Source organism: Luteibacter sp. UNCMF366Tsu5.1, from assembly GCF_900119235.1.
In the GTDB taxonomy this organism is placed as follows: Bacteria; Pseudomonadota; Gammaproteobacteria; order Xanthomonadales; family Rhodanobacteraceae; genus Luteibacter; species Luteibacter flocculans.
Genome location: NZ_FPIS01000002.1, coordinates 596,452 through 619,204 on the forward strand (window position 1 = coordinate 596,452; position 22,753 = coordinate 619,204).

Consider the following 22,753-nt stretch of genomic DNA (forward strand, 5'->3'; position numbering starts at 1 on the left):
CCTGAGCATGGACTACGAAACCGCGTGGCGGCGTTCCGTCGACGAACCCGAAGCGTTCTGGGGCGAGCAGGCGCGGCTGATCCACTGGGACACGTCGCCACAGCGCATCCTCGACGACAGCGAGCCGCCGTTTCGCCGCTGGTTCGTCGGAGGCACCACCAACCTCTGCCATAACGCCATCGATCGTCACCTCGATGCGCGCCCCGATCAGCTCGCCATCGTGGCGGTGTCGACCGAAACCGGGATCACCCGCGAGATCACCTACCGCGAGCTGCATCGCGAGGTGAACACGTTTGCCGCGTCGTTGCAGGAGCTTGGCGTGGGCAAGGGTGACCGTGTGGTCATCTATATGCCGAACATTGCGGAAGCCGTGTTCGCGATGCTTGCCTGCGCGCGTCTTGGTGCTATCCATTCCGTGGTCTTCGGCGGCTTCGCCGCGCACAACCTCGCGCTGCGCATCGACGATGCGGAGCCCGCGCTGTTGATCTGCGCCGATGCCGGCATGCGTGGCGGCAAGGTGATTCCGTACAAACCGCTGGTGGATGCCGCGCTGCGCGAGGCCAAGGCACCGCCACCGCGTGTGCTGATCGTGCGACGCGGGCTCGATCTCGACATGGACACGGTGCCGGGACGCGACGTCGATTACGCAACGCTTCGCGCGAAGCACGCGGACGCACACGTGCCGGTCACCTGGCTGGAATCGAACGAACCGAGCTATCTGCTCTACACCTCGGGCACGACCGGTCGACCCAAAGGCGTGCAACGCGACGTCGGCGGCTACGCGGTGGCATTGGCGCTGTCCATGACCACCATCTTCGACCTGCAACCGGGGCAGACCATCCTTTGCACCTCCGACGTCGGTTGGGCCGTCGGCCATTCGTACAACGTGTATGGCCCGCTCATTGGCGGCTGCACGGCCATTCTCTACGAAGGGCTACCGACGGGGCCCGATCCGGGCATCTGGTGGCGGCTGTGCGAGACCTACGGCGCACGCACCATGTTCTCGTCGCCGACGGGTATCCGCGTGCTGAAGAAGCAGGACGCCGAGTGGCTGAAAAAATACGATCTGTCGGCATTGAAGTGGATCTTTCTTGCCGGCGAACCCCTGGACCAGCCGACCTATGCATGGTTGAGCGAGGGTACGGGCAAGACCGTGATCGACAATTACTGGCAGACGGAGACGGGCTGGCCGGCGCTGTCGCTGATGCCCGGGTTGGACCTGAAGCCCGTGAAACCCGGTTCGCCCGGATTCCCCACGTTCGGCTATCGCATGCGCGTGATCGACGAGGCGACGGGCGAGGAAAAGGCGCCCGGCGAAAAAGGCGTGCTGGTGATCGAGCCGCCGCTGCCGCCGGGTTGCCTCACGACCATCTGGCGTGACGACGAGCGCTATCGGCGCAGCTACTTCGGCCACTTCAAGACGCTGCTGTACAGCTCTCTCGACTGGGCCGTACGCGATGCCGATGGGTATTACTTCATCCTCGGTCGCACCGACGACGTCATCAACGTGGCCGGTCATCGTTTAGGCACGCGCGAAATCGAGGAGTCGGTGGCGACGCTAGGCGCCGTGGCGGAGGTAGCCGTCGTGGGCGTCACGGATGAGCTGAAAGGCCAGGTGCCCGCGGTATTCGCCACGGTGAAGCAAGGCGTCACCGACGATCCGCGCGACGTGGCGCAGGCCATGGAGCGCCGCGTCGTGGAACTGCTGGGCGGCGTCGCCCGCCCAGGCTGCGTATACGTGGTCCCCGCGCTGCCGAAGACCCGCTCCGGCAAACTGCTGCGCCGCTCATTGCAGGCGCTCATGCAGGGCACCGATCCGGGTGATCTCTCGACCCTCGACGATCCAAACGCGCTGGAAGACATTCGCCGGGCGATCGCGCGTGGTCCGCACTGCGGCGCCCGCCAGGCGCCGTAGCGAAGCGCTCGTCGCGGGTTCCGCCGCGACGCAGCAAGGCCCGGGCGGTCCGGTGCGCTAAAATGCCGGTCTTTACCTGGAGACTTTCATGGCACAGCAACCCTCGGCCGGCGCTCGTTTCCGTGCAGCGCTCGCCGCTGAACAGCCGCTGCAGGTGATCGGCGCGATCAACGCCAACCATGCCTTGCTGGCCAAGCGCGCTGGGTTCCGCGCCATCTATCTCTCCGGTGGCGGCGTGGCGGCCGGGTCGCTCGGCCTGCCGGATCTGGGCATCAACACGCTCGACGACGTGCTGACCGACGTGCGCCGCATCACCGACGTCTGCGACCTGCCGTTGATGGTCGATATCGACACGGGTTTCGGCCCCAGCGCGTTCAATATCGCGCGTACGGTGAAGAGCCTCATCAAGTTTGGTGCCGCGGCCTGCCACATCGAGGACCAGGTCGGCGCGAAGCGCTGCGGTCATCGGCCCGGCAAGGAGATCGTCAGCGCCGGGGAGATGGTCGATCGGGTCAAGGCCGCCGCCGATGCGAAGACCGATCCCGACTTTTTCCTCATCGCGCGTACCGACGCCATCGCCGTGGACGGCGTGGACGCTGCGATCGAGCGCGCCATCGCCTGCGTCGAAGCCGGCGCGGATGCGATCTTTGCCGAGGCCGCGTACGACCTGCCGACCTACAAGCGCTTCGTCGACGCCGTGAAGGCGCCGATCCTCGCCAACATCACCGAGTTCGGCCAGACGCCGCTGTTCAGTACCGAAGAACTGGGCAGCGTCGGCGTCGGCATCGTGCTTTATCCGCTCTCCGCGTTCCGCGCCATGAACAAGGCCGCCGAGAACGTGTACACCGCCATCCGCCGCGACGGCCACCAGCGCAACGTCATCGATACGATGCAGACGCGCGAGGAGCTGTACGACCGCATTGGTTACCACGCCTACGAACGTCACCTCGACGAACTGTTCTCCAAGAAGGTTTAAGGAGTTACACCGATGAGCGATACCACCACCACCCAGCCCAAGGCCAAGAAGTCCGTCGCGCTGTCCGGCGTGGCCGCGGGCAATACCGCGCTGTGCACGGTCGGCCGCAGCGGCAACGATCTGCATTACCGCGGCTACGACATCCACGACCTCGCCGCCAAGGGCTCGTTCGAGGAAGTGGCCTACCTGCTGGTGCACGGCGTGCTGCCGAACTGGATGGAGCTGAACGCCTATCGCGCCAAGCTGAAGCGCCTGCGTGGCCTGCCGGCACCGGTGAAGAGCGCGCTGGAGCTGCTGCCCGCGGCGACCCATCCGATGGACGTGATGCGTACCGGTGCCTCCGTGCTCGGCACGGTGCTGCCCGAGAAGGACGATCACAACGTGACCGGCGCGCGCGACATCGCCGACCGGCTGATGGCGAGCTTCGGCTCCATGCTGCTGTACTGGTATCACTTCAGCCACAACGGCAAGCGCGTCGAGACCGAGACCGACGACGATTCCATCGCCGCGCACTTCCTGCACGTGCTTCACGGCCGCAAGCCGAGCGAACTGCATTCGCACGCGCTGGATCGCTCGCTGGTGCTCTACGCCGAGCACGAGTTCAACGCCAGCACGTTCGCCGCGCGCGTCATTGCGGGTACCGGCTCGGACATGTACTCGGCCATCACCGGTGCCATCGGCGCGCTGCGTGGCCCGAAGCATGGCGGCGCGAACGAAGTGGCGATGGAAATCATTGCGCGTTATCGCGATGCCGCCGAAGCGGAAGCCGACATCCGTGCGCGTGTCGAGCGCAAGGAAATCATCATCGGCTTCGGTCATCCGGTCTACACGGTGTCCGATCCGCGCAACGAGATCATCAAGGAGATCTCGCGCAAGCTCTGCACCGACGGCGGCAATCCGCGGCTGTTCGAAGTGTCGGAGCGGATCGAGAAGCTGATGTGGGAACTGAAGAAGATGTTCCCGAACCTCGATTGGTACTCGGCGTCGGCGTATCACATGATGGGCGTGCCGACGGCGATGTTCACGCCGCTGTTCGTCATCGCGCGCACGTCCGGTTGGAGCGCGCATGTGATCGAGCAGCGTCAGGACGGCAAGATCATCCGTCCCAGCGCGAACTACACCGGCCCGGAAGACCAGACGTACACGCCGATCGAAAAGCGCTGATCTGTCCGATTAGGGGCTGCTATAGCGGTGAGGGGAACCACGCCTGTGGGAGCCGCTATAGCGGTGAGGGCACCACGCCTGTGGGAGCCGCTATAGCGGCGAGAAGCCGACGGAGCGGTGAAGCCGTGACGCAAGTTTCCTCGCCGCTATAGCGGCTCCCACAGTGCTCCCACATTGCCGATCCTTAGCCTTCTTGCCGCCGCGCTGATGAATCGGGTGGGAGCCAGCCTGCTGGCGATGGGTGTTCCGCGAGCACCCATCGCCAGCAGGCTGGCTCCCACCAAGCGGGCTCCCACCAAGCGGGCTCCCACCAAGCGGGCTCCCACCAAGCGGGCTCCCACCAAGCGGGCTCCCACCAAGCGGGCTCCCACTCGGGACGGTGGTCAGAGGGTCGCGGCCAGGCGCGTCGCCTGATCGATCGCGCGCTTCGCGTCCAGTTCTGCGGCCACGTCGGCGCCGCCGATGAGGCGCACATCCATGCCGCGCGCCTGCAGGGTGTCGTGCAGGGCGCGGTTGGGCTCCTGACCCGCGCAGACGATCACGTTGTCCACCGGGAGCACTTGCGGCTTGCCCTCGACGACCACGTGCAGCCCTTCGTCGTCGATGCGCTCATAGGTCACGCCACCGACCATCTGTACGCGCTTGTTCTTCAGCGTGGCGCGATGCACCCAGCCGGACGTCTTGTTCAACCGCGCTCCCGGTCGCCCCTCGGTCCGTTGCAACAGCCAGACCTGGCGCGTCGGCTTCTCGGGATGGGCCGGCATCAGTCCACCGGGTTTCGTCATCGCCATGTCCACGCCCCACTCGCGTGTCCAGCGCGCAACATCGGTGGTGGGCGAGGGCACCGCTTCGGTGAGGAACTCGGCGACGTCGAAGCCGATGCCGCCCGCGCCGATGATGGCGACCTTTTCGCCGACCGGCGCGTCGCCTTGCAGTACGTCGAGATAGCTGAGCACCTTCGGATGATCGGCGCCCGGGATCGCGAGCGGGCGCGGCAGCACGCCCGTGGCAAGAATGACGGTATCGAAGCCGCCTTCCGCGAGCGTGTCCGCCGAGGCTTCGGTACCGAGCCGACGCTCGACGCCCGTGGCATCCAGGCGGTGATCGAAGTAGCGCAGCGTCTCGTGGAATTCTTCCTTGCCCGGAATGCGCTTGGCCATGTTGAACTGGCCGCCGATACGGGAGGCGCGGTCAAAGAGCGTGACCGCATGGCCGCGCTCGGCCAGCGTCGTCGCTGCAGCCAGCCCCGCCGGACCGGCGCCGACCACGGCAACGCGCCGTGATGTCGCTGCCGGCGCGATCGTCAGCTCGGTTTCGTGGCAGGCACGAGGATTCACGAGGCACGACGCACGCCGGTTCATGAACACATGATCGAGACACGCCTGGTTGCAGGCGATGCAGGTGTTGATCGCCTCCGGCGTCGCTGCGCGTGCCTTGTTCACCCACTCCGGATCGGCCAGAAGCGGACGCGCCATCGAGACCATGTCCGCGTCGCCCTGGGCCAACACGCGTTCGGCGACATCGGGCATGTTGATGCGATTGGTGGTTACCAGCGGGATCGACACCTCGCCCTTCATCCGCCGTGTGACCCAGGTGAACGCCGCACGCGGCACGCTGGTGACGATGGTGGGCACACGCGCTTCGTGCCAACCGATGCCGGTATTGATGATCGTTGCCCCTGCCGCCTCGATGGCCTTGCCGAGCGTGACGATGTCGGTCCACGACTGCGCCTCGTCCACGAGGTCGAGCATCGAGAGCCGGTAGATGATGATGAAGTCCTTGCCGACGGCCTCGCGCATGCGCCGCACGATCTCGATGGGAAAGCGCATGCGGTTCTCCGCCGATCCGCCCCAGCGGTCGGTGCGGCGGTTGGTGCGGGCCGTGAGGAACTGGTTGATCAGATAGCCTTCCGAACCCATGACCTCGACGCCGTCGTAGCCGGCATCGCGTGCGCGCCTGGCGCTGTCGACGAAGGCATCGATGGTGCGTTCCACGCCGCGCGCGGACAGCGCCCGCGGCGTGAAGGGCGTGATCGGTGACTTCACCGCCGAGGGTGCGACCGACAGCGGGTGATAGCCATAGCGGCCGGCATGCAGGATCTGCATGCAGATCTTGCCGCCCTCGGCGTGCACTGCGCGGGTGACCGTGCGGTGGCGGGGTATGTGCCAGGGCATCGACATCCGGCCGGACATCGGTTTCAGCCAGCCGCGGATATTGGGCGCCACGCCGCCGGTGACGATCAGGCCGACACCGCCACGCGCGCGCTCGGCGTAGAAGGCGGCGAGCTTGTCGAAGTCGGCGGCCTTGTCTTCGAGGCCGACGTGCATCGAGCCCATCAGCACGCGATTGCGCAGGGTGGTGAAGCCCAGGTCGAGCGGGGCGAGCAGGTGCGGGTAGGGCACGGAGGCCTCCGGTTCAAACGACCGTTCGAATGATCGTCGCAAGCGGCGCGCACGGCAAGGGGCGCCGCCGCCCCCCGACCCCTGCCGGACCTCGCACCTGCCCTCCTGCGACCTATGCGAAGCGCCGCACCCGCGTTACGGCGTGTATCGGTGCCGTTACAGCGCGGAAGCGGCCCACACCGCGTTGGTTCGCGTAAACCCGCAGTATTTCGCCGCTCGCCGCAAGTCACGGGCAAGGCACGCAATTTGCTCTCCCGATGGAACCCGGTGGGTTTGGCAGGACGCGCCGGTCATCAAGAAAAAACAGGGGTTCCGCGTCGCATTCACAGGAGAATCTCCCATGCGCAAGACTCTTATCGCCACGGCGATCTGCCTCGGTATTGGATTGGCCCTTCCGGCCATGGCTGACGACACCCAGACCGGTGGTTCGGGCCCGAGCGCCCAGCGCCGTTCGATGGCCATCCAGTATTCCGACAGCTCGACCTACACCGACAGCTCGACCCACACCAACACCAACACGACCTCGGGATCGTTCAACACGACCAACGCCGTCTCGTACACGACGCTCAACGGAAGCGTCAGCAACGTGGGCGTGAGCGGCATCGGCAACGTCGCACGCAACCTCGGCAATGCCAACGGCGGACGCGGAGGATCGGGCGGCGATGGCTACGGCGCCACCGGATACGGCGGCGATGGTGGAAGTGGCGGCGACGGCGGTAACGCACGGGCGCGTGGCGCGGTCGGTGGCGACGGATCGTCGTCCAGCGGCGACGCGGGCGCGATGACCGCCGCCATGGGCGGTCGCGCTTCCGGCAACGGCGGGGATGCCAGCGGCGACGGCGGCAACGCTCGCTCGCGCGGCGCAGGCGGCGGCGCCCCGACGGGCGGCTCGACGGCGAGCACCGGCGGTGCCAGTGCCAGCACGGGCGGCGCGGGCACCTCGGGCGACGGCACCAGCACGGCCACCGGTGGTACCGGAACGGGCGGCGCGGGCGGTGAAGCCATGGCGGCCGGAGGTGCCGGTGGCGCCGGTGGCGCGGGTGCGTCCGGAACGGGCGGCTCGGGTTCGGGCGCGGATGGCGGTGCCGGTGGTGCGGGCGGTACGGCGTATGCCGATGCCGGCAGCTTCAACATGGCCAACAACATGGGCAGCGCGGGTGCCGCAGCGGCCGGTATCTCCAACTTCGCGCAGAACAGCGGCGCGGCGTCGTTGATCCAGCAGGGCGTGAACGTCCAGGCCAACCTGAGCGTGGGTTCGGCTCCGTAAAGGCAGTCACGGCAAGGAGACCACGGAGCGCGAGTGCTCCGTGGTCGTCCCGACGCAGGGCTGAACACCTTGAGGAGAACCCCATGCGGCAGATTCGTGCACATCGAATGCAGGTGGCCGTCGCGCTGCTCGCGATTGTCGGCAGCGTCGGCGTGGCCTGTGCCACGCCAGACGGAAACGAACCACCCCCGCCGTCCTTCGGCCAGGCCACGAGCAGTGAGCGGCTGGAAGGCATGACCGGTGGCACCAACACCACCAACAACATCAATCAGCAGACGCTCAACGGCACCATGAGCAACACCGAGGCCAGCGACACCGTCAGCGGCGGCAACGTCGTCTCGGGCACGGCATTCGGCAACGCCGCCGGACTGCCCACGGTGATCCAGAACTCCGGCAACAACGTACTGATCCAGAACTCGACCATCGTCACCGTGCGGATGAACCCGTGAAGGTCGCCTGCGCCCTCGCTCTCGCCTCGCTGCTGGCAACGCCTGCCGCTTCGGCGATGAAGGCGGAGGTGCAGACGAGTCCGGGTACGTCCTATCCGGTGCGGATGACTAGCCTGAAGGAAGCACGCTTCCGCAACACCATCCGGCAGAAGTACGACTTCAGTTGCGGCTCCGCGGCCGTGGCGACGCTGCTCACCTACCAGTACGGTTATCCGGTGGACGAGCAGTCCGCCTTCGACGTCATGTTCTCGCATGGCGACCAGGCGAAGATCGGCAAGGAAGGTTTCTCGCTGCTCGACATCAAGCGCTTCCTCGCCGCGCAGGGCTTCGACGCTGACGGTTTCGAGGTGCCGCTGGAACGACTCGACGACGAAGGCATTCCCGCCATCGTGCTGATCAACGAGCGCGGGTATCACCACTTCGTGGTGGTGAAGGGTTACAAGAACGGCCGCGTGCTGGTGGGCGATCCCGCCCGTGGAACGCGTTCCATGTCGAAGCGACGCTTCGACGACATGTGGACCAATCACGTCGTGTTCGTCATTCACAACCGGCGCGATCGCGCCATCTTCAACAGTCCTCGCGATTGGGCCGTGGCTCCCGCGGCGCCCATCGGGGAAGGCATCGAGCGGAACGGACTTGCGCCGATCGTCATGCCCAAGCGCGGACCGGGGGATATATGAAAACCCGAATCCTCATGATCGCCGCCCTGAGCGGATGTCCATGCGCTGCGGCGACGGCGGCGGACTTTCCCGCCGAACGCGCGATCGCCGATGTGCAGTTGGACCGCATTCGTGGCGGCTTCGACTTTGGCGACAACCTGCGCGCTTCGTTCGCCCTGCAGCGCACCGTGTTGATCAACGGCATGGAGACGATGCGCACCACGATCAACGTCCCCGATATCGCCAACATCACACGCGAACAGGCGACCGCCTTGCAGGACGCATTGCGCACCACCGTCGTCACCAACGGAGCAGGCCTCGTGGCCGGTGCCGTTCCGGTCACTTCGGGTAGCGCACCGCTGCCGACCGACGCGCCGAACACGGCGCCAGCGGTCACAGCGCAGGCGCCCACGTTCACCGCCACGCTGCCCGCGTCGACATCGCCGGGGCTCATCGTGCAGAACTCGCTCGACAATCAGGCCATCTCGGCCACTACCACCATCGACACCTCGGTCAACACGGCGCACATGCTGGAAAGCATGCGTGTCGCCGAGTCGGTGCATGACGCGGTGATCCAGTTCAGGGGGAACTAACGCATGGTTCGCAATGGCAGGGTGATCCAGGCAAGCACATGTGCTGGCGCATTGGCGCTGGTCGCGCTTCCCTTATGGTCCGGCGCATGTCTCGCGCAGTCGGCGGCCGCCACCGATCCCGTACTGCGCGAGAAGATCGATGCGCAGGGCCGCCGTATCGACGAGATGCGCAGCCGCATGGCCGAGCAGTTGGCCGAGCTGGAACAGATGAAGCGCGAGCTCGCCGTGCAGGAGCGGCAATACAACGATCTACGTCAAGCGATCGGGCTCGGCGCGCTGGAGCAGGCGCGCGGTGGCTCGGCAGCACTCGCCGATCCGCGTGCGCAGGCGGACCCGGCACAGGAAACGCCATCGGCGCCGCCACCGGGTGCGCCATCGCCTGGGGTGACTGCACCCGTGGTCGCTACCCAGCCCGTGGGTCGTCGGCCCGAACAGGACGAGCGTCCGCCGGAAGTCGCACCCATCTTCGACCAGCCCGGCGTCCTCACGCCGCGCGGCCGCCTCATCGTCGAACCGTCGTACCAGTACGGCTATTCCTCCAGCGATCGCGTTGCCCTTGTGGGCTACACGGTGATTCCCGCGATCCTCATCGGTCTGGTGGATGTCCGCCAGGTGAAGACCACCACGCAGACGGGCGCGGTGGCGTTCCGTTATGGATTGACCAATCGCATGGAAGTGGAGGTGCGCATTCCGTACGTGGATACGCATACCGACACGATCAGCCGCGAGATCTTCACGGGCACCGCGCAGGATCGGTTGTTCACGACGAGTGGCAAGGGTCTCGGCGATATCGAGGCGACCTTGCGCTACCAGATCAACGACGGCGGCGCGGACAAGCCGTATTACATCGGCTGGTTTCGTGCCAAGTCGCGCACCGGTCGCGATCCCTTCGAAGTCACCAGCGACTGCGTGACGCGTTGCGTCGAGAACCTCACCGGCACGGGTCTGCCGTTGCGCAACCCGACCGGCTCCGGCTTCTACTCCGCGCAACTCGGCGTGACCTGGTTGTATCCGTCCGACCCCGTCGTGTTCTTCGGCAACCTCAGCTATCTGCACAACTTCGAACGCAAGAACGTCAGCCGTAACGTGCTTGCTTCGGGAAAACAGTTCCTCGGCGACATCAAGGCCGGCGACATCGCGGACATCAGCATCGGCATGGGCTTGTCACTCAACGAGAAGGCATCGATCAGCATCGGTTACGACCAGGCCTTCGTTGCTCGCATGACGCAGAACGGCCATCCCTTGGCTGCGTCGGCGCGATCCACACTGGGATCGCTGCTGATCGGTGGTTCGTATCGCTTCAACGACAAGGAAACGTTGAACGTCACGCTAGGCGTCGGCATCACGCGCGATACGCCCGATACGACGGTCACCGTGCGGCTGCCCATCACGCTCTGACGCGCTCTGCGCGCTATTTCACGAACGCTTCACCGTATGCCGGCGCTTTCGTTTGAAACGCGCGCGGGTTCCCGTGCACGTAACAAACACGTAAGGGCTCGTTAAGATTTCGCTCGGGGGTACAACACAAATACTTTGCAGGGAGTTTTATCAATGCGCACTCGTCCACATCGTCACGCCAAGGTCGCCACGGGCTTGGCCATTGCTTCTCTTGCCGTCTTTGGTGCCACTGCGCATGCGCAGGACAGCAGCAACAAGAAGTCCCAGTCGCCGGCGCTGGATAACATCAGCCTGTGGGTGGGTGGTTACTACACCAACAACGACACGACGATCGGCGCGAAGACCGGTGTCCTCAACACCAGCGGCGACGTCAATCTCGAAGACGATCTCGACTTCAAGAAGCACAAGACGGTGCCGCGCGTGCGCCTCGACTTCCTGATCGGCGAGCACCAGGGCTTCACCTTCGATTACTACCAGGTCGATCGCTCGCATTCGAAGTCGCTGTCCGATCAGATCAACTTCCTCGGCAACCCGATTCAGGCCGACGCGTACGTCAAGGGTGACCTGAAGTTCACCTTCGGCAGCGCGGCGTACAAGTGGTGGTTCGGTACGGGCAACGATGTGTTCGGCGTCGGCCTGGGTGCCGCTTACTACAAGGTCGAAGCCAGCATCTACGGCACGGCCTCGGCAGCAGGACAGACCGTCTCCGACGGCGCGTCGACCAACACCAACGCCTGGGCGCCGAACCTGCAGTTGGGCTGGCGCCATGCGTTCAACGACCAGTGGCGCATGTACGTCAATGCCTCGGGCGTGAAGAAGAATGGCGGCTCGCTCAACGGCCATATCTGGGACGCTGCCGTCGGCGTCGAGTGGTTCCCGTGGCAGAACGTGGGCTTTGGCGCCGAATACGCCTACACCCGCATCAAGCTCAATCAGGACAAGAGCCGCTACGACCTCAACCTCGACATGAAGCTCCACGGTCCCGCGGCCTACGTGCGCTTCCGTTTCTGATTCCCGCTGTTCGGGGGAAGTCCAGGAGGGCCGCCGCGAGGCGGCCCTTTTCTTTGAGGGGGGAGTTCCGGCGTCTCACCACGGCGTTGTCTGCGTCGGCGACCGTTGGCTTAGACGCCAAACGCGGGGGATGAGCCGAGTGAGGCCCTCGCCATCAAGCCTGTGCCGACCGACGGCGCGCTCGACGCGCCCACAGCCAGCCGCCGCCGCAGATGCCCAGCACCAGCAGCACGTCCAGCGCCCACGGCGCCCACGGGCGCGCTTCGAACCACGGCGCCACCAGGTGATCGTGAGCGATCATGCGCGCGGCGGTCCAGGCGATCGCGCCGGCACCGATGTAGATGACGATCGGGAAGCGCTCGATGAGCTTCAGGATCAGGGTCGAGCCCCAGACGACCAGCGGCACGCTGATCGCCAGGCCGAGTATTACCAGACCCATGTGGCCCTTCGCCGCACCGGCAATGGCCAGCACGTTGTCCAGGCCCATCAGTGCATCCGCCACGATGATCGTGCGGATGGCCACCCAGAAGTTCGACGCGGGTGCGATGTTGGGATCGTGCTCCTCGTGCTTTAGCAGCTTCCAGGCGATGGGCAGCAACAGCAGGCCGCCCGCGAGCATCAGGCCGGGTAGCTTCAGCAACCAGATCACGGCGAAGGTGAGCACGACGCGTAGCGCGATCGCACCGAACGTTCCCCAGAACACGGCCTTCTTCTGGAGATTCTTCGGCAGGTTGCGCGCGGCGAGCGCGATGACGATGGCGTTGTCGCCCGCCAGGACCAGGTCGAGGAGGACGATGGCGGCGAGGCCGGAAAAGAACTCGGGAGTGAGGAAATCCATGCGGTGAGACCCTTCGCGCGCTGTGTGGACCAATGCGGCGGCGACGGGTACGCGCGCCCGTCGTCACCGCAAAAGTCTCGTTCCCGGCGCAAAGCCACCGCGACGACCGGGATGCGTGGGGCATCCGTACTGACGATCGTGGCGCACGGGGCCAAGGAACGGCCCCGCGGAACTACTCCCCTTCGGGTGGTAGAGCCCGCATTGTCCCCATTGAGCTGCGCCGCGGCAAGACACCAGAGGGGGGCGCCCGGTTAAAATCGTCGGCTTTCCCAACCCCCTCGCGAGTGAAGTCCATGAGCGCACACGACATCCGTTCCGCCACGCGTCCCGACCCGGACCAGCCGCTGGTGGACATCGCCAACTACGTGGCCGACTACAAGATCGACTCGCAGGAGGCCTACGACACCGCGCGCTACATGCTGCTGGACTCGCTGGCCTGTTCGGCCCTGGCCATGAAGTTTCCGGACTGCGTGAAGCATCTGGGCCCCGTGGTGCCGGGCGCCGTGCTGCCGGGCGGCGTCCGCGTGCCGTTCACCTCGCACGAGCTGGACCCGGTCCAGGCCGCCTTCGCCATCGGTACCCAGATCCGCTACCTCGACTTCAACGACACCTGGCTCGCTGCGGAGTGGGGTCACCCGTCGGACAACCTGGGCGCCATTCTTTCGGTGGCCGACTACCTCTCGCGCAAGGCGGCGAAGGAGGGCGGTGCGCCGCTCACCGTGCGCGACGTGCTTGGCTACGCCATCAAGGCCCACGAGATCCAGGGCTGCTACGCCCTCAAGAACAGCTTCAACCGGGTCGGCCAGGACCACGTGATTCTCGTTCGCCTGGCGTCCACGGCGGTGACCACGGCGATGCTGGGGGGCGGCAAGGACCAGATCACGACCGCGGTCTCGCATAGCTGGATCGACAACGGCGCCCTGCGCACGTACCGCCACGCTCCGAACACCGGTCCGCGCAAGAGCTGGGCGGCCGGCGACGCCTGCCGTCGTGCCGTCACCCACGCCATCAACGCCGTGTACCGCGACGTGGTGGGTTACCCGTCGGCTCTGTCGGCGAAGACCTGGGGCTATTACGACGTCGCCTTCAAGGGCAACGCCTTCGAATTCGAGCGTCCGTTCGGCAGCTACGTGATGGAGAACGTGCTGTTCAAGATCAGCTTCCCGGCCGAATTCCATGCGCAGACGGCAGTGGAATGCGCCATGCAGCTGCACCCCCAGGTCGGCTCGCGCATCGACCAGATCGACAAGGTCGTCATCGAAACCCAGGAGGCCGGCGTCCGCATCATCGACAAGACCGGCCCGCTGGCGAACTACGCCGACCGCGACCACTGCATCCAGTACATGGTCGCCGTACCGCTTATTTTCGGGCGTCTGACGGCCGACGATTACAACGACTCCGTGGCTGCCGATCCGCGCATCGACGCATTGCGCGAGAAAATGACCGTGGTCGAGAACAAGCAATTCACCAAGGATTACTTCGATCCCGAAAAGCGCTACATCGGCAATTCGGTGCAGGTCTTCTTCAAGGACGGCACATCGACCGAAAAGGTCTCGATCGATTTCCCGATCGGGCACCGCAAGCGCCGGGCGGAAGGCATCCCCGTGCTGCTCAAGAAGTTCGAGGCTGCGCTGCGTGCGGAGATGCCCGCCGACCGCGTGGAAAAGGTCCTCGCGATCACCGCTTCGCCTGAAAAACTGGACGCCATGCCCGTTCACGAGTTCATGACGCTCTTCACGGCTTGATAATGGCCGTGACTCAAGTATGAACGGCGGTATTTAGCATGTGCTCAAATGTTTGATTTTTGCTAAACTGCCGCCGCCCGTTGAAGGGGTATCAAAGCGAGGGACGGCTGAAGTCCCCGGATTCGATAAGAGTTCTACGCGCGATTTCCGTCTGGGGTGGAGCGCGGTCGCGAATACCAATAATGAGGAGACACCGATGAAACGTAAGGGCTTGTTTTTGCTGATCGGCTTGGCCCTGGGCGGCGTGGGTGCCGTTCACGCGCAGGAATCCGCTGACACCGCGGGTAACGGCTATGACGGCCGCTGGTACATCGCCCCGACGGTTGGCGGTTACTACAACGACACCGACCGCAACACCAACAGCCGCCAGGTCTATTACGGCCTCGGCTTCGGTAAGTTCATCTCCAACAACGCGTCGATCGACATCTTTGCCGATCGCACCAAGCGTGATAACGACGGCGTTGGCCACTGGTCGAACAACAGCTACGGCGTTGCCGCTCGCTTCTACGCTGGTGCGTGGGACAGCTGGCGTCCGTACCTGCTCGCCGGTGTGATGGGCTCGTACCACCACAACCCGTCGGACAACGGCTGGTCCCCGGCCGCCGAGCTCGGCGTCGGCGTGTCCAAGACCATCACGGACAGCTCGGACTTCCGCGTTGAAGCCGGCTACCGCTACGACTGGGACGACAAGACCAACGACCGTGAGAACGGCTACGGCGACTGGTTCCTTGGCTTCTCGATCGTCTCGCGCTTCGGCGAGCCGCCGGCTGCTCCGGCTCCGGCCGCTGCTCCGGCCCCGGCTGCTCCGGACTGCTCGACGCTCGACAGCGACGGCGACGGCGTGAACGATTGCGACGACAAGTGCCCGGCCACCCCGGCTGGCACGATCGTCGGCCCGGATGGTTGCCCGCAGAAGGTCGTCATCGACCTGCGCGGTGTCAACTTCAAGTTCGACCGTCCGAAGAAGGGCGAGACGAACATCGGTCCGACCCTGCAGGAGCCGACCAGCGAGTCGCTGGGCGTTCTCGACCAGGCTGTCGACACCCTGCAGCGTTACCCGCAGGTCAAGGTCACGGTTGCCGGTTACACGGATAGCGTCGGTAAGGACGCTTACAACCAGGGCCTGTCCGAGCGTCGCGCCAAGATCGTGTACGACTACCTGACCTCGCACGGCATCTCGGCTGACCGCCTGGAAGGCCCGATCGGTCACGGCGAGAACAACCCGATCGACACGAACGACACGGCCGAAGGCCGCGCTCGTAACCGTCGCACGGAACTGCAGGTTCAGCAGTAATCCAAGCAAGATCGGTAGCAACACAAAGGAGCCCGGCGAAAGCCGGGCTCTTTTTTTGCTAATGCGCGAAGAACTTTTTTGTCGACCGGAGCCGCCGCGCTGTTACCCTTCGGACGCATAGCCGTACGGACGTCCACAGGGGAAATCATGAGAGCCGCGTCAGTCCTTTTACTGATGGTCTCGCTTGTCTGCGCTGGATGCGTCACGCAGCAGGCGACGCCCGCACCGGTACTTACGGGGGACACCGCGCATCCCGCGGCGGCGTCAGGTTGGCTGCGCACCGAGCTGTATTTCGGGCTTGGCGGGGTAGACGGAAAGGGTGGGGTCGACGAGGCCCGCTGGCGTGCATTTCTCGATCAGGAGGTCACACCGCGCTTTCCCGCCGGGCTGACGGTCCTCGACGCCTATGGTCAATGGCAGGGTAATGGGCAACCCGTGCCTGAGCGGCTTCGGTCGAAGCTCGTCGTGCTGTTGCATCCGGACACGCCCGCCCAGCGACAGGCGATAGACGCCATCCGCGCGGCGTGGAAGGCGAAGACGGGCGATCAGTCCGTGCTGCGGGTGAGCCAGCCGGCCGAGGTGTCGTTCTGATGGCCGCCGACACTGCTCCGCGTCGACGTTTCGGCGGTGGCGATCTCAACGGGCTGCTTGGCCTGGTTGTGGACAACCTCTCTCTGCTGGCCTTCATGGCCACCGCCCTTGTGGGCATCTTCGGCATGCCGGCGGATATCGTTTTCCGGCGCATGTTTCCCGGCACGGCGCTCGGCGTGCTGCTCGGCAATCTGGCCTACACGTGGATGGCCCGCCGTCTTGCGTCGCGCACGGGGCGAGAAGACGTCACCGCCATGCCACTCGGTATCGATGCGCCAACGAGTATCGGCATGGCGCTGCTGGTGCTCGGGCCGGCATTCGTCGGTTATCGCCAAGCAGGGCTCGACGACCTCGCGGCCGGCGAAGCCACCTGGCGGCTCGGCATGGCATCGCTGGTGGTGATGGGCCTGCTGAAATTCGTGCTCTCGTTCTTCGGCGCCTGGGTACAGCGCTCCGTGCCGCGGGCGGGCTTGCTGGGTTCCATCGCCGGCATCGCGCTCGTGCTCATGGGATTTCTGCCCTTGGTCGAAATCATGCGTGTGCCGGTCGTCGGCTTCGCCGGGCTCGGCGTCGTGCTGTACGGTCTGGTCGCAAAGCGTCGCTTGCCGTTCGGCATGCCCGGCGTGCTGGGTGCGTTTCTGGTGGGCGTCGCGTTGTACTACGGACTTGGCCCCCTAGGCCTTCTTGGTACGGGATACCACGCACCTGCGGCATGGCAATGGCGGCTCGGCTTCCCCTGGCCTACGCTCGGCTTCGTGCAGGGCCTGCCGGCGACGGTGCCGTATCTGCCATTGATTCTCCCGTTCGGCCTGTTGATGGTCGTTGGCGGTATCAACGTCACGGAAAGCGCTCGCGCCGCTGGCGACGACTACCGCACGCGCGACATCCTTTTGGTCGAGGCCTTGGCGACGCTGGTCGCGGGTATCTGCGGCGGCGTGGCACAGACTACGCCGTACATCGGCCAGCCCGCCTATAAGGCCATGGGCGCGCGCACCGGCTACACCCTAGCGACGGGGCTCGTCATCGGCCTTGGCGGGGTGCTGGGCTATCTGTCGAACCTCGTGGAATTGCTGCCGGTGGCCGTGCTGGCACCTATCCTGGTCTTCGTTTCCATCGGCATCACCACGCAGGCATTCGAGGCAACACCGCTGCGTTATTCGGGCGCCGTCGTCTTCAGCTTCTTTCCTGCCATCGCGCGCATGCTGGCGATCAAACTGGGTGACCCGTCCATCGTCGATCCGGCCCACTTCGCCGCCCTGTATGCCGATACCAGCCACGGCATCGCACCGCTGGCCGTCATCGTGATCCTCGGCAACGGCTTCATCATCACCTCGATGGTCTGGGCCAGCTTCGTGGTGGCGATGATCGACGGTCACGTGCGCAAGGCGGCAGGTATCGTCGCTCTCGGCGCCGTGCTCACGGCCTTCGGCCTTATCCATTCCGTGGAGCCGATCGGTTCGGTGTATCTGCCGTGGCAGCTCGCGCCAGCAGCGCAGGCGCTGGTGTGGCCGTTCGTCGCCGCCTATGGGGCGCTGGCGGTTGTGCTGTTGCTGCTTTCCCTGTCTCGCTCCCGCACGGCTTGAATTGCCCACGCGGGGCAGCCACCCTTGGGGCTTGAGCCCCAAGGAATCCCCATGTCTCTTTCCGACCTTACCTCGCTGCCTGGCGTGACTGCCACGCCGGATGCCGTGACCCACGGCTTCGTTTTCAACCACACGATGATCCGCGTGCGCGACCTGGAGCGCTCGCTGGATTTCTACACGCGTGTGCTCGGGTTCACCCCGGTGTATCGGCATGTCTTCGACGAAGCCGCCTTTACCATCGTGTATCTGGTGCTTCTGGGCGACCGCACACAGATTCCCGATGACGACGAAGCACGTCGCGAGTGGGTGCTGCGTCAGCCGGGCGTGCTCGAACTCACGCATAACCACGGCACCGAGAACGATCCGGACTTCGCGTACCACAACGGCAACAGCGAACCGCGCGGCTTCGGCCACCTTTGCGTGAGCGTGCCCGACGTGCAGGAGGCATGCGCCCGTTTCGAAGCCCTCGGCGTCACCTTCCAGAAGCGTCTCAGCGACGGTCGCATGCGCCACATCGCCTTCATCCGCGATCCGGACGAGTACTGGATCGAGATCCTCCAGCCCACGCCGCTGGCTGGGTGACCTTACGCCGATGCCGACGAATCTGCCCCCGGTCACTCGTAACCTGCTCATCGCCAACGTGCTGGTGTTCGCGCTGCAGTTCCTCCTTCGCGATCAGGACACGTTGGCGCTCACGCGCTGGTTTGCGCTGTGGCCCTATGGTCATGACATGGCGGTGGATCTCGGTGGCGGTGACATTGCCGGCATCGGCTTTCGGCCATGGCAACTCGTCACCTACGGTTTCATGCACGGCAGCGTGATGCACATCGTGCTGAACATGTATGCGTTGTACATGTTCGGCGGTTTGATCGAGCGTGTGATGGGCACGCGGCGCTTCGTCATCTACTACTTCGTCTGCCTCGTCGCGGCAGCCGTGGCGCAACTGGCGGTGGTCTACCTGTTCGAGCCCGAGCGCATGTATCCGACCGTGGGTGCGTCGGGTGCCGTGTTCGGTCTGCTCGGTGCGTTCGCGATGTTGTTCCCTCGCGAGAAGCTGATGCTCATCCCGATTCCGATCGGCATCCCGGCATGGCTGTTCGTCACCCTTTACGGCGCGGCGGAACTGATCTTCGGCGTGACGGGTACGCTCTCCGGCGTGGCGCATTTCGCCCACCTGGGCGGTCTCGTCGCGGGGCTGGCGTTGCTGCTGGCGTGGGGCGTCAGGTCGCCGCCACGCCAATGGTCCTAGCGCCGGGCGACCGGCGCTGGAACGTTCCTCCGCTCAACGCAGCGCGAGGAAGTCCGGGCTGACCACGAAGCGCACCGCGTCCAGGCGCAGACGCGCATCGGGAATGGCAGCAAGCAGGGCATCGCGTTCGGCGGCGACGGCGTCGAGTTCGTCGTCGCTGATCGACGGATTGACTGCATGCAACGCGACCAGGCGGGCATGTTCCGCGTCGAGTTCACGCCGTGCCGTTTCGGTCGCTTCGGCCTTGAGCCCTTCCGCACGCGCCTCCGCCAGATCCTGGGCACGTTCCAGCATCGGCGGTACGAGCTTGGAAAGGAACTTTCGATAGCGTGGCACTTCGATGTTGCGGTCCGCAGCACGGCGGAGCGCGACGTCACTCGGACGGAACGACGCGCGCTCGCTCAGCTTGGTATCCACGGTGAGCATGAGTGGCGTTGCGGGCAGGAACCGTCCCGCGTCCAGTGTGCGATCGGCCACCACTTCCAGCACGAACACGGTCTGCAGCAGGGCGGTACGGACGGGCAGGGCGTCGTCGACGAGGAAGGCGGCATTGCCGTCTTCGCCCGACACCAGCAGATCGACCGCGGCCGCGACCATCGGGTGATCGAGTCGAAGCAGGGGAAGGTCTTCGCGGGCCAGCGCGATATCGCGCGAGAACGTAACCGACAGCGGACCCTCGGCGAACCCAGGCAGGCCATCGGTCGAGAGATATTGCGGATCGAGCAATACGATGCCGCGTGCCAGTTCCTCGGCATGCACGCCATAGGTTTCGAACAGGCGCTGGATGAAGGCGTCGCGCGTCGCATCTTCGTCTTCTGCGGCAAAGCTGCCGGCGAGATCGCCCGCATGGGGGTCGCGACTCGCGGCCAGTTCGAGCAGATGATCGCGGCCCGCGTGGATCAGCGCAGAGAGTTCCTCGTGCGCACCGCGCGTCTCGGCGATGAGCGCATCCAGCTCCTGGTCGCGCTCATCGTCTTCGCGTGCGTGCTCGTCGGCAAGGCTCGCCAGCAGGCTGCCGAAGCGGCGAAGCAGTTCGCGGCCATCGGCGGGGCTGGCGCGGAACGCGTCCAGGCCCTCGTCGTACCAGCGGGCGAGCACGTGCTGTGCGCTCTGCGCCACAACCGGCACGTGAATCACGATGTCCTGCTTCTGGCCGATGCGATCGAGACGGCCGATACGCTGTTCCAGTAGATCCGGGTCGAGCGGGAGATCCCACATCACCAGGCGATGGGCGAACTGGAAATTGCGTCCTTCGGAGCCGATCTCCGAGCACAGCAGCAAGCGCGCGCCGTCGGGCTGGGCGAAGAACGCGGCATTGCGATCGCGTTGGACGATGCCCAGCCCCTCGTGGAAGCGTGCCACGCCGACACCGCTCTTCGTACGCAGCGCATCCTCGATCGCCATGACCTTCGCCTGGCTGCGGCAGATCAGCAGGAACTTCTCCGCAGGGTGTGCGTCGAGCAGGGCAATCAATGCAGCGAGACGAGGATCGTTCGTGTAGTCGTACTCGAGCGGCGCAGGTGGTTGCTGGATGTCCGAACGGAATTCCGCCAACAGGGTTTCGCGTCGGCCCGGATCGAGCGTGTTCGGATCGATGGCGATGAAATCGGGCGTGCGCCGCGGGAAACCGCCGATACCGGCGCGGCGGTTGCGGAACATGGCGCGTCCGGTGCCGTGGCGATCGATCAGCGCTGCAAGCAGTTCGGCGCTGGCATCGTCGCGGGACAGCAGGCCAGCGAGTTCGCGGTCCCCCTGAAAGCGCTGGCGAAGCAGGGCGCGCTGTGCGTCATCGAGCGCCGCGCCGTCGGCGAGCGTGCTCGCCACTTCCGACAAGGCCGCATAGCCCTCCGCTTCGGCGAGGTACGCGTCGAGGTTGGCGTAGCGCTGGGGGTCCAGCAGGCGCAGGCGCGCAAAATGCCCCGCACGGCCGAGCTGTTCCGGCGTGGCGGTGAGCAGGATGAGGCCGGGCGTGGCCGACGCCAGTTCCTCGACCAACCGATAGCGCGGGCTCGCCGCTTCCGGGGTCCATTCGAGATGGTGCGCCTCGTCGACGACCACCAGGTCCCATCCGGCATCGACCAGTTGCCCCGCACGGCGCGGCGACGATTCGAGGAAGGCGAAGTCGGCGATGACCAACTGCTCGTCTTCGAACGGGTTGCGTCCATCGCTTTCTTGCTCGATGGCTTCGCAGCGCTCTTCGTCGAAGATGGAGAACGACAGGTTGAAGCGGCGCAGCAGTTCCACGAACCACTGGTAGACCAGGGTTTCCGGCAACAGCACCAGTACGCGGCCGGCGCGGCCGGTAGCGAGCTGGCGGGCGAGGATCATGCCGGCTTCGATCGTCTTGCCCAGGCCCACCTCGTCGGCGAGCAGCACACGCGGCGGGCGTCGCGCCGCCGCGATGCCGGCCACGCGGAGCTGGTGCGGCACGAGACCGATACGGGCGGATTCCAGGCCCCACGCCGCGGAGCGACGGGCATCGGCACGCCGACGCAAGGCCTCGAAGCGCAGGTCGAAGCGGTCGTTGGGATCGGTACGGCCGCCGATCAGGCGATCGTCAGCCTGGGACAGCGCCTGTTCGTCGTCCAGTTGGCCTTCTTCCAGCTCCCGGCCTTCGCCGCGATAGACCAGCAGGCCTTCGCGTTCCTCGATGCGTTCCACGAGAAAGGCGATGCCCTTGCCGGATACGCGCTGGCCGGCGCGGAATTCGGCGCGGATCAGTGGCGCGCTGTCGGCGGCATAGGGGCGGAGGACGCCGGATTTGGCGAACAGCACCTGCACGCTGCGCCCTTCGACGCGAAGAATGGTGCCGAGACCGAGTTCGGGCTCAGCGGTGGAGATCCAGCGTTGACCGGGTTGGAACATGCGTTGGGGAGCCGATACATCTTGGGGGCGCCAATTATCCGCTCCCGAGGGCTCCCGTGCCTACCGTCTACGTTTCCGCCCAGCGCCGCAGGAGGTTGTGGTAGACCCCAGTCAATTGCAGGATCGAGGCCTGATCGGCGCCGCTCGCGGAGAGTGCCTGGATGGCGCTATCCATTTCCAGAAGCAGGCGCCGCGCGCCGTCGTCGCGCACCATGCTCTGCACCCAGAAGAAGGACGCGACACGTGCCCCCCGTGTGACGGGGGCCACGCGGTGCAGGCTCGACGACGGATACACGATGGCATCGCCGGCGGGCAGCTTCACCTCGTGCTCGCCATAGGTATCGCACACGATCAGCTCGCCGCCGTCGTATTCCTCGGGCTCACTGAGGAAGACCGTGCAGGAAACGTCGCTGCGCACGTGCTCGCCGTCACGCCCGGTCGCCATGACCGCGCCGTCGACGTGGAAGCCGTATTCGCCACCGCCCTCGTAGCGATTGAAGCGCGGCGACAACGTACGCAGTGGCAGCACCGCAGCGTGGTAGAGCGGATGGCGGCCGAGCGCCGCCACCACCATATCGCCCAGCTCGCGTCGCAGCGGCAACGCATCGGGAAGCTGCAGGTTGCGTTTCACCTTCGCCCCCTGCGGACCGACGGTCTCCCTGCCGTCGGTCCATGCCACGCCATCCATGGCTTGGCGCATGCCGGCGACCTGGCTCTTGCTCAGGACTTCCGGGATGTGCATCAGCATGAGGAA

General features: G+C 65.5%; 19 protein-coding genes. 15 read left to right on the forward strand and 4 right to left on the reverse strand.

Annotated elements, in window-relative coordinates:
• Nucleotides 1-7 precede the first annotated feature (7 nt).
• The 3 genes from prpE (at nucleotide 8) to prpC (ending at nucleotide 4,055) form a co-directional block, all read left to right on the forward strand.
• Entirely contained in the window at nucleotides 8-1,915 is a 1,908-nt protein-coding gene (gene prpE / locus BT115_RS11925) for a propionate--CoA ligase (RefSeq protein WP_072322806.1), read from the forward strand.
• Between the two features lie 88 nt (nucleotides 1,916-2,003).
• Nucleotides 2,004-2,891, forward strand: coding sequence for a methylisocitrate lyase (gene prpB / locus BT115_RS11930; RefSeq protein ID WP_072322807.1), 888 nt, complete (start codon nucleotides 2,004-2,006; stop codon nucleotides 2,889-2,891).
• Between the two features lie 12 nt (nucleotides 2,892-2,903).
• On the forward strand, nucleotides 2,904-4,055 hold the full coding sequence (gene prpC / locus BT115_RS11935; RefSeq protein ID WP_072322808.1) for a bifunctional 2-methylcitrate synthase/citrate synthase: 1,152 nt from the start codon (nucleotides 2,904-2,906) through the stop codon (nucleotides 4,053-4,055).
• 383 nt (nucleotides 4,056-4,438) lie between these two features.
• On the opposite strand, the gene BT115_RS11945 is transcribed toward prpC, so the two are convergent.
• Entirely contained in the window at nucleotides 4,439-6,457 is a 2,019-nt protein-coding gene (locus BT115_RS11945) for an NADPH-dependent 2,4-dienoyl-CoA reductase (RefSeq protein ID WP_072322810.1), read from the reverse strand.
• Nucleotides 6,458-6,797: 340 nt separating this feature from the next.
• Between BT115_RS11945 and BT115_RS11950 the strand changes: the two genes are divergently transcribed.
• The 6 genes from BT115_RS11950 to BT115_RS11975 all read left to right on the forward strand — a co-directional run bounded on the left by BT115_RS11950 (nucleotide 6,798) and on the right by BT115_RS11975 (nucleotide 11,834).
• Nucleotides 6,798-7,724: a hypothetical protein gene (locus BT115_RS11950; RefSeq protein ID WP_072322811.1), complete on the forward strand. Its 927-nt coding sequence runs from the start codon at nucleotides 6,798-6,800 to the stop codon at nucleotides 7,722-7,724.
• 83 nt (nucleotides 7,725-7,807) lie between these two features.
• Nucleotides 7,808-8,173 (forward strand): hypothetical protein, encoded by a 366-nt coding sequence (locus BT115_RS18955; protein WP_255369414.1) that lies wholly within the window; start codon nucleotides 7,808-7,810, stop codon nucleotides 8,171-8,173.
• The gene (locus BT115_RS11960) at nucleotides 8,170-8,853 is read left to right on the forward strand and encodes a C39 family peptidase (RefSeq protein WP_072322812.1); all 684 of its coding nucleotides are present in this window, start codon (nucleotides 8,170-8,172) and stop codon (nucleotides 8,851-8,853) included. The genes BT115_RS18955 and BT115_RS11960 overlap by 4 nt, the downstream gene beginning before the upstream one ends.
• A complete protein-coding gene (locus tag BT115_RS11965; RefSeq protein ID WP_143144543.1) occupies nucleotides 8,850-9,425 on the forward strand; it encodes a hypothetical protein in 576 nt (191 codons plus the stop codon). Before BT115_RS11960 ends, BT115_RS11965 begins: the two co-directional genes overlap by 4 nt.
• Nucleotides 9,426-9,428: 3 nt before the next feature.
• Entirely contained in the window at nucleotides 9,429-10,823 is a 1,395-nt protein-coding gene (locus BT115_RS11970; RefSeq protein WP_143144544.1) for an acetate kinase, read from the forward strand.
• Between the two features lie 153 nt (nucleotides 10,824-10,976).
• Entirely contained in the window at nucleotides 10,977-11,834 is an 858-nt protein-coding gene (locus BT115_RS11975; protein ID WP_072322814.1) for an outer membrane protein, read from the forward strand.
• Between the two features lie 154 nt (nucleotides 11,835-11,988).
• On the opposite strand, the gene BT115_RS11980 is transcribed toward BT115_RS11975, so the two are convergent.
• Nucleotides 11,989-12,672: a TerC family protein gene (locus BT115_RS11980; RefSeq protein ID WP_072322815.1), complete on the reverse strand. Its 684-nt coding sequence runs from the start codon at nucleotides 12,670-12,672 to the stop codon at nucleotides 11,989-11,991.
• A gap of 293 nt (nucleotides 12,673-12,965) precedes the next feature.
• Here BT115_RS11980 and BT115_RS11985 point away from each other — a divergent pair, with 293 nt between their 5' ends.
• The 6 genes from BT115_RS11985 (at nucleotide 12,966) to BT115_RS12010 (ending at nucleotide 19,134) form a co-directional block, all read left to right on the forward strand.
• Entirely contained in the window at nucleotides 12,966-14,417 is a 1,452-nt protein-coding gene (locus BT115_RS11985; protein WP_072322816.1) for a bifunctional 2-methylcitrate dehydratase/aconitate hydratase, read from the forward strand.
• A gap of 196 nt (nucleotides 14,418-14,613) precedes the next feature.
• Complete coding sequence (locus tag BT115_RS11990; protein ID WP_072322817.1) at nucleotides 14,614-15,711, forward strand: OmpA family protein; 1,098 nt, start codon at nucleotides 14,614-14,616, stop codon at nucleotides 15,709-15,711.
• Nucleotides 15,712-15,858: 147 nt separating this feature from the next.
• Entirely contained in the window at nucleotides 15,859-16,302 is a 444-nt protein-coding gene (locus tag BT115_RS11995; protein WP_072322818.1) for a DUF3574 domain-containing protein, read from the forward strand.
• Entirely contained in the window at nucleotides 16,302-17,885 is a 1,584-nt protein-coding gene (locus tag BT115_RS12000) for a hypothetical protein (RefSeq protein WP_072322819.1), read from the forward strand. Before BT115_RS11995 ends, BT115_RS12000 begins: the two co-directional genes overlap by 1 nt.
• Before the next feature lie 51 nt (nucleotides 17,886-17,936).
• On the forward strand, nucleotides 17,937-18,467 hold the full coding sequence (gene gloA / locus BT115_RS12005; RefSeq protein WP_072322820.1) for a lactoylglutathione lyase: 531 nt from the start codon (nucleotides 17,937-17,939) through the stop codon (nucleotides 18,465-18,467).
• A gap of 10 nt (nucleotides 18,468-18,477) precedes the next feature.
• Nucleotides 18,478-19,134 carry a rhomboid family intramembrane serine protease gene (locus BT115_RS12010; protein ID WP_072322821.1) on the forward strand — a complete coding sequence of 219 codons (657 nt, stop codon included), beginning with the start codon at nucleotides 18,478-18,480 and terminating at the stop codon, nucleotides 19,132-19,134.
• A gap of 33 nt (nucleotides 19,135-19,167) precedes the next feature.
• Here BT115_RS12010 and rapA read toward each other — a convergent pair whose 3' ends face one another.
• Nucleotides 19,168-21,999, reverse strand: a complete 2,832-nt coding sequence (gene rapA, locus BT115_RS12015; protein ID WP_072322822.1) for an RNA polymerase-associated protein RapA — start codon at nucleotides 21,997-21,999, stop codon at nucleotides 19,168-19,170.
• A 67-nt stretch (nucleotides 22,000-22,066) separates the two neighbouring features.
• Nucleotides 22,067-22,747 carry a Fe2+-dependent dioxygenase gene (locus tag BT115_RS12020; RefSeq protein WP_072322823.1) on the reverse strand — a complete coding sequence of 227 codons (681 nt, stop codon included), beginning with the start codon at nucleotides 22,745-22,747 and terminating at the stop codon, nucleotides 22,067-22,069.
• Nucleotides 22,748-22,753 lie beyond the last annotated feature (6 nt).

Coding starts and splice junctions, on each gene's coding strand:
- prpC (WP_072322808.1), top strand. CDS start 2,904: ATGAGCGATACCACCACCACCCAGCCCAAGGCCAAGAAGTCCGTCGCG.
- BT115_RS11985 (WP_072322816.1), top strand. CDS start 12,966: ATGAGCGCACACGACATCCGTTCCGCCACGCGTCCCGACCCGGACCAG.
- BT115_RS11975 (WP_072322814.1), top strand. CDS start 10,977: ATGCGCACTCGTCCACATCGTCACGCCAAGGTCGCCACGGGCTTGGCC.
- gloA (WP_072322820.1), top strand. CDS start 17,937: ATGTCTCTTTCCGACCTTACCTCGCTGCCTGGCGTGACTGCCACGCCG.
- prpE (WP_072322806.1), top strand. CDS start 8: ATGGACTACGAAACCGCGTGGCGGCGTTCCGTCGACGAACCCGAAGCG.
- BT115_RS11970 (WP_143144544.1), top strand. CDS start 9,429: ATGGTTCGCAATGGCAGGGTGATCCAGGCAAGCACATGTGCTGGCGCA.
- BT115_RS11965 (WP_143144543.1), top strand. CDS start 8,850: ATGAAAACCCGAATCCTCATGATCGCCGCCCTGAGCGGATGTCCATGC.
- BT115_RS11950 (WP_072322811.1), top strand. CDS start 6,798: ATGCGCAAGACTCTTATCGCCACGGCGATCTGCCTCGGTATTGGATTG.
- BT115_RS12010 (WP_072322821.1), top strand. CDS start 18,478: ATGCCGACGAATCTGCCCCCGGTCACTCGTAACCTGCTCATCGCCAAC.
- BT115_RS12000 (WP_072322819.1), top strand. CDS start 16,302: ATGGCCGCCGACACTGCTCCGCGTCGACGTTTCGGCGGTGGCGATCTC.
- BT115_RS12020 (WP_072322823.1), bottom strand. CDS start 22,747: ATGCTGATGCACATCCCGGAAGTCCTGAGCAAGAGCCAGGTCGCCGGC.
- BT115_RS11980 (WP_072322815.1), bottom strand. CDS start 12,672: ATGGATTTCCTCACTCCCGAGTTCTTTTCCGGCCTCGCCGCCATCGTC.
- BT115_RS18955 (WP_255369414.1), top strand. CDS start 7,808: ATGCGGCAGATTCGTGCACATCGAATGCAGGTGGCCGTCGCGCTGCTC.
- BT115_RS11990 (WP_072322817.1), top strand. CDS start 14,614: ATGAAACGTAAGGGCTTGTTTTTGCTGATCGGCTTGGCCCTGGGCGGC.
- BT115_RS11995 (WP_072322818.1), top strand. CDS start 15,859: ATGAGAGCCGCGTCAGTCCTTTTACTGATGGTCTCGCTTGTCTGCGCT.
- prpB (WP_072322807.1), top strand. CDS start 2,004: ATGGCACAGCAACCCTCGGCCGGCGCTCGTTTCCGTGCAGCGCTCGCC.
- rapA (WP_072322822.1), bottom strand. CDS start 21,999: ATGTTCCAACCCGGTCAACGCTGGATCTCCACCGCTGAGCCCGAACTC.